Origin of the sequence: Tepidimonas sp., from assembly GCF_036825565.1 — a bacterium.
GTDB lineage: Bacteria > Pseudomonadota > Gammaproteobacteria > Burkholderiales > Burkholderiaceae_C > Tepidimonas.
On record NZ_DAISXZ010000101.1, the window covers coordinates 1 to 6,337 of the forward strand.

At 67.7% G+C, this 6,337-nt stretch carries 6 protein-coding genes and 1 tRNA gene; 3 read left to right on the forward strand and 4 right to left on the reverse strand.

Annotated features, from left to right (window positions below):
• On the forward strand, nt 1–1,006 hold a 1,006-nt coding region (locus tag V7026_RS10735), incomplete at its 5' end, for a class I tRNA ligase family protein (RefSeq protein WP_334155377.1).
• A gap of 138 nt (nt 1,007–1,144) precedes the next feature.
• Here the strand turns inward: V7026_RS10735 and V7026_RS10740 are convergent.
• Nucleotides 1,145–1,372 carry a sulfurtransferase TusA family protein gene (locus V7026_RS10740; RefSeq protein ID WP_068610481.1) on the reverse strand — a complete coding sequence of 76 codons (228 nt, stop codon included), beginning with the start codon at nt 1,370–1,372 and terminating at the stop codon, nt 1,145–1,147.
• A 113-nt stretch (nt 1,373–1,485) separates the two neighbouring features.
• The gene (cysM, locus tag V7026_RS10745; protein WP_334155378.1) at nt 1,486–2,454 is read right to left on the reverse strand and encodes a cysteine synthase CysM; all 969 of its coding nucleotides are present in this window, start codon (nt 2,452–2,454) and stop codon (nt 1,486–1,488) included.
• A gap of 75 nt (nt 2,455–2,529) precedes the next feature.
• Between cysM and V7026_RS10750 the strand changes: the two genes are divergently transcribed.
• Nucleotides 2,530–2,616: transfer RNA gene (locus V7026_RS10750), tRNA-Leu, on the forward strand.
• Nucleotides 2,617–2,676: 60 nt separating this feature from the next.
• On the opposite strand, the gene V7026_RS10755 is transcribed toward V7026_RS10750, so the two are convergent.
• Nucleotides 2,677–3,630, reverse strand: coding sequence for an SDR family oxidoreductase (locus V7026_RS10755; protein WP_334155379.1), 954 nt, complete (start codon nt 3,628–3,630; stop codon nt 2,677–2,679).
• Nucleotides 3,631–3,732: 102 nt separating this feature from the next.
• On the opposite strand from V7026_RS10755, the gene V7026_RS10760 reads away from it, so the two are divergent.
• On the forward strand, nt 3,733–4,767 hold the full coding sequence (locus tag V7026_RS10760) for a CDP-6-deoxy-delta-3,4-glucoseen reductase (protein ID WP_334155380.1): 1,035 nt from the start codon (nt 3,733–3,735) through the stop codon (nt 4,765–4,767).
• 59 nt (nt 4,768–4,826) lie between these two features.
• Here V7026_RS10760 and V7026_RS10765 read toward each other — a convergent pair whose 3' ends face one another.
• Nucleotides 4,827–6,218, reverse strand: coding sequence for a putative bifunctional diguanylate cyclase/phosphodiesterase (locus V7026_RS10765; RefSeq protein ID WP_334155381.1), 1,392 nt, complete (start codon nt 6,216–6,218; stop codon nt 4,827–4,829).
• Nucleotides 6,219–6,337: the final 119 nt, after the last annotated feature.

Below are 6,337 nucleotides of genomic sequence, written 5' to 3' on the forward strand. Positions count from 1 at the left end.
CATCAACTTCGACAGCAAGCGCTGCGAGGGCTACCGCAACTTCTGCAACAAGCTCTGGAACGCCACCCGCTTCGTGCTCATGCACTGCGAGGGCCACGATTGCGGGCTGGCCGAGCACACCAAAGACCAGTGCGTCCCCGGCGGACCGTTCCACGGCTACCTGAGCTTTTCGGCCGCGGACCGCTGGATCGTCTCGGCGCTGCAGCGCGTCGAAGCCGAGTTGGCGCAAGGCTTTGCCGAATACCGCCTGGACAACGTCGCCAACGCCATCTACGCCTTCGTGTGGGACGAGTTTTGCGATTGGTATCTGGAGATCGCCAAGGTCCAACTGCAAACGGGTGACGCCGCCCAGCAACGCGGCACCCGCCGCACCCTCATCCGCACGCTGGAGACGATCCTGCGCCTTGCGCACCCGATCATCCCCTTCATCACCGAGGAACTGTGGCAGAAAGTGGCTCCGGTGGCCGGACGCGCCGGCCCCTCGGTCAGCATCGCCGCCTACCCCGAGGCGCAGCCGGAGCGCATCGACCCTGCGTCCGAGGCCGACATCACCCAGCTTAAAGCCATGGTCGAGGCCTGCCGTCGCCTGCGCGGCGAGATGGGCGTCTCCCCCGCGCAGCGGCTGCCGTTGTATGCCGTGGGGGCGGGGGATTTTCTGCGTCGCTGGGGGCCAGTGCTGCAGGCACTGGCCAAACTGAGCGAGGTCAAAGTCTTTGCCGACGAAGCCGAGTGGGCCGCCGCCGCCCAGGCCGCCCCCGTGGCCGTGGTGGGCGAAGCCCGGCTGTGCCTGTTCATGGAAATCGACATCGCCGCCGAAAAGGCCCGCCTGGGCAAGGAAGTGGCCCGCCTGCAGGGCGAGATCGCCAAAGCACAGGGCAAGCTCGCCAACGAGGCCTTCGTCGCCAAGGCCCCGCCGACCGTCATCGCGCAGGAGCGCCAGCGGCTGGCGGATTTTTCCGCCACGCTGACCAAGGTGCAGGCGCAGCTACAGCGGCTAGGTGGCTGACCCCGCCGACCCTTTGGGTCGCGTGGACGGACACCCCTACCCCGCCCCCCAAACGACGACGGCCCCGGGAGGGACCGTCTAAATGGGTTGCGCCCAACCGACGGGGGCCGCGGCGACAGCGGCCGCTCGCCTCCACCCTCAGCGGCGCTTGAGCACCGACACGTAGTCCGGACCGGCGGTTTCTTGGTGCAGCAGCTCGTTGCCCGTCTGCTTGGCGAATGCCTGGAAGTCCCGCACCGATCCGGCGTCGGTGGCAATCACCTTGAGCACCTGGCCGCTGGTCATTTCGGCCAGGGCTTTCTTGGCTTTCAAGATGGGCAGCGGGCAGTTCAGCCCGCGCGCGTCCAGTTCACGGTCGATTTGCATGGTCGTGGCTTGCCTTCGGGGAAGCGAGATTGTACGGCCGCCTTTGCGCCTCTTGCCCCCGACCCCGGCGAAACCCCAAGCCCATACCCGGTGGTTGGGGACCGGTTCCCCTGTCAGGCCGGGAAGACCCCGGTAGACAGGTAGCGGTCTCCACGGTCGCAGACGATGAAGACGATGGTGGCGTTTTCCACCTGCGCCGCGATCTGCTGCGCCACCCAGCACGCCCCGGCGGCCGAGATGCCGGCGAAGATCCCCTCCTCGCGCGCCAGGCGGCGGCACATCGCCTCGGCGTCGGTCTGGCTGACGTAGACCAGCTCGTCCACACCGGAGGGGTCGTAGATCTTCGGCAGGTACTCCGGCGGCCACTTGCGGATGCCGGGGATGCGCGAGCCTTCGCTCGGCTGCGCGCCGATTACGCGGATCGCCGGGTTTTTTTCCTTGAGAAAGCGGCTCACCCCGGTGATGGTGCCGGTGGTGCCCATGGCGCTGACGAAGTGCGTGATGCGCCCGCCGGTCTGCTGCCAGATCTCCGGGCCCGTGGTCTCGTAGTGGATGCGCGGGTTGTCCGGGTTGGCGAACTGGTCCAGCACCTTGCCCTTGCCCTCGCGTTCCATCTTGTCGGCCAGGTCGCGCGCATACTCCATACCGCCGCTCTTGGGCGTGAGGATCAGCTCGGCGCCGAAGGCCTTCATCGTCTGCGCGCGCTCGATCGAGAGGTCCTCCGGCATGATCAACACCATGCGGTAGCCGCGGATGGCCGCCGCCATCGCCAGCGCGATGCCGGTATTGCCGCTGGTGGCCTCGATCAGCGTGTCGCCGGGGCGGATCTCGCCGCGCTCCTCGGCACGGCGGATCATCGACAGCGCCGGGCGGTCCTTGACCGAGCCGGCCGGGTTGTTGCCCTCCAGCTTGCCCAGCACCACGTTGCCGCGCGCGCGGTTGCCCGGTTCGCCGATGCGCTGCAGCGCCACCAGCGGCGTGTGGCCGATGGCGTCCTCGATCGTGGGGTAGCGGCGCGGGGCGCGGCGGCGGGTGCCCGCGGCGCGGGCGGCGGAGCGGGGGGATTCGGACGGCGGGGTCATGTATGGTCGTGGCGTGCGCAAAGCCCTGCGGGGGCGAAACAGGTCGATGACTGTGCCATAATTTTCGTCTCGCGCGCCGGAGTGGCGAAATTGGTAGACGCAGCAGATTCAAAATCTGCCGGTGGAGACACCGTGCCGGTTCGAGTCCGGCCCCCGGCACCACAACGCGCGATCCTCACCCCCCTGCACCCCTCTGTCCAGCCGCTTGGGCAGCGCCATGGGTCACTCCGCCGGCCCCTGGGGCATCGTCGTGCTCCTCCCGGCCTGCAACCCCTCCCGGACCGTGGGATAGCGCAAGCGAAGGCGCAGTTCCTCATGCAGGCGGCGGTTCACGAGGCGGCGGGACTCGCCCATGAACGACAGCACCATCAGCGGCAGTTGCCGCTCGGCCCCGTCGCGGGCGATGCGCGGCGGGCGCGGCAGCCCCAACAGCTCGGCCGCCAGATCGAAGTAGTCGCCCATCTTCAGCTGGCTGTCGTCGCACACATGGACCGCGCGCTGCGGACGCCCTAGCCACAACGCCCGCGCACAGGCCCGCGCCAGATCGTCCGCGTGGATGTGGTTGGTGTAGACATCGTCCTCGGGGCGCAGCACGGGCATGCCCCGGCGCAGGCGATCCGCCGGGCCACCTGGGCGGTCTTGGGCATAAATACCGGGAATGCGCAACACGCTCACCCGTGCCCCCGTGCGCAGTGCCCACCATCGCCACTGCTGCTCGGCATCCAGCCGGCGCCAGGCGCGCGGCGTCTCGGGTGCGGGGGGGCGGGTCTCGTCCACCCACGCACCGCCACAGTCGCCGTACACCCCGCTGGTCGATCCATACACCAGCGTCGCCGGGGCGCGCCGGCGGGCCAGCGCTGCCGCCAAGGCGCGCGAGCGCGGGTCGCGCCGCCAGTCGCTCAGCCCTTCGCTGGGCGGCGGGGCCAGGTGCAGGACACGGTCCGCCAGGCCCGCCAGCCGCTGCAGCGAGCCCGGCTGATCCAAATTACCCACCAGGGGGGTAATGCCAGCCGCCCGCAGCGCCCCCACGCGCTCGGGGTGGGATGTCAAGGCCAGCAGCCGCACCCGCTGCCCGAGCAGGCGCGCAGCGCGCAGCCCCACGTCGCCGCAACCCACGATCAGCACCCGCTGCCGCCGAAACCGCGCCGGCAGCGCCCCACCCGTTCCATTCAACATCGGTTCACATCCTGCGCGGCACACTGATCAGGCACGCCGTGCCGCGGCATTTGCGACAATCCTGCTCTTCCTTTGATGCGGCCTTCGGCCCGCCCCGCAAGTATGACATTCACCATCACCGTCGAACCCAGCGGCCGCACCTACACGGCCACCGAGAACGAAACCCTGCTCGCCGCCGCCATCCGGCAAGGCATCGGCCTGCCCTACGGCTGCAAGGATGGCGCCTGCGGGTCGTGCAAATGCCGCAAGCTCTCCGGCTCCGTCACGCACGGTCCGCATCAGTCCAAAGCCCTGAGCGCCGACGAGGAAGCGGCCGGACTGATCCTCACCTGCTGCGCCAGCGCGCACAGCGACGTCGTGATCGAATCGCGTCAGGTGACCGAGGCTGGCGCCTTCCCCGTCAAAAAGCTGCCCGTGCGCGTGCTGCAGCTCGAACGCGCCGCGCCCGACGTGATGATCGTGCGCCTGCAACTACCAGCCAACGACACCTTCCAATACCACGCCGGGCAGTACGTCGAATTTCTGCTGCGCGACGGCGCGCGCCGCGCCTACTCCATGGCGATCGCGCCGCACGTCAAAACCGCCGTGCCCGAGCTGGAACTGCACATCCGCCACATGCCGGGCGGCAAGTTCACCGACCACGTCTTCGGCACCATGAAGGAAAAGGAAATCCTGCGCATCGAAGGGCCGTACGGCAGCTTCTATCTGCGCGAAGGCTCCGACAAGCCGATCATCCTGCTGGCCTCGGGCACTGGCTTCGCCCCCATCAAAGCGATCGTGCAACACCTGCAGCACAAGGGCATCACCCGCCCCGTCTGGCTGTACTGGGGGGGACGACGCCCCCAGGACTTGTACCAGGACGCCTGGATCCGCGAGGCGGCTGCGAATCTGCCCCACCTGACCTACGTGCCCGTGGTGTCGGACGCCTTGCCCGAGGACCGCTGGACGGGCCGCACCGGCTTCGTGCACCGCGCAGTGCTGCAGGATCACCCGGATCTGTCGGGCTTCGAGGTCTATGCCTGCGGCGCGCCGGTGGTGGTGGAATCCGCCCGGCGCGATTACGCGGCCGCCGGTCTGCCGGCCGAGGCGTTCTACGCCGACGCCTTCACCTCCGAAGCCGACAAGGCTGCCCGCTGAAGCCCAGCGCGGATCGCACCGCGCGCCGCCGATACCGCGACTCAGGCGGCTGCGCCATACTAGCGCAGCAGCTCTTCGACATCCGGCTGCGGCCGGGAGAAGTGGTAGCCCTGAAACGCCTCCACCCCGATGCGCCGCAGCACCTCGACCGTCGTTGCATCCTCGACGAACTCGGCCACCGTCGTCATCCCAAAGCCATGCGCCAACTCGACCATCGCCTGCACCAACAGCTGGTTTTTGCGATCACGCGCGATGTCGTGAACGAACTGGCCGTCGATCTTGATGACGTCTGCCGACAGGTGTTTGAGGTAGGGAAACGAGGAAAAACCAGCACCAAAATCGTCCAGGCAGACGCGACAGCCGGCGGGGCGGATCACTTCGAGCAAGCGATTGGCGTCGTGCATGTCCGAAATGGCCGTCGTCTCGGTGACTTCGATCAACAGGCGCCTTGGCTCGACTCCCAACTCTTGCAGCGTCTGCAGCACAAGCGCGGGGAATTGCGGATCGGCCAAGGTGCGGCCCGAGACGTTGATGGCCACAGCCGGCAGTCGCGGGCAAGCGACCAGCTGTTGCACGGCCGCGCGCACCACCCAGCAATCGATGTCGTGAATTCGTCCGGTTTTCTCGGCCGGCGGGATGAAATGCCCCGGCCCCACTAGTTGGCCACTGTCGGGATCGTGCATGCGCAGCAACCCCTCGACGTACAGCAGCCGGCCATCGGCGGCATGCACGCCTTGGTAGTGCAGCACGAACCCGCCTTGGGCCAGCGCACGCTCCACGCGATCGCTCCAGCCCAGGCGCTCCAGCCCACCGTCCTCGAGCGCGCCGCTGTAGATGCGCCAGCCGTTTTTGCCCTCGTTTTTGGCCTGGTACATCGCCACATCGGCGGCGGCCACCAACTCGGCCATGTCGGTGGCGTGATCCGGGCAGATCGCGATACCGACACTGGCGGTCATGCGCAACGAGCGCCCGTCGAAAGTGAACGGCAATCGCGCAATGGCGCGCACGATGCGCTCGGCCAGGGCCGTCGCCCCCTTGGTGTCGTCCAGATCGGGGATGAGCAAACCAAACTCGTCGCCCCCTAGGCGCGCCAAAGTCTCGTTGCGCCGCACGACGGTGGACAGCTCGTTGGCCACCCGCACCAACAAGGCGTCGCCAGCCCGGTGGCCGAAATGGTCGTTGAGATGTTTGAACTCGTCTAGATCGAACAGCAGCAACGCGCAGCGTCCATGCCGCCGATTGGCGTCGTGCACGGCGCGCTCCAGCAAATCCTCGAAGCGTCGGCGGTTGTACAGCCCGGTGAGCCCATCGCGCTCGGCCAAATAAATCAATTGCTCGGCGTTGCGGCGCTCCTGCGTCACGTCCTCGTACAGCCACAGGCGACCGATCAGGCGCTGATCGTCGTCACGCACCGGACGGCAGTTTTGCACGATCACTCGGCCATCGGCCATGAACAGCTCGGCCGAGTCCGAAATTTCTTGCGTCCCAGGCACCTGCAACACCAATCGGGAAAAATGGTGCCCCGCCCGCAATTCTTTTGGACACGAAATTGGGGTAAACAGACGTGTCT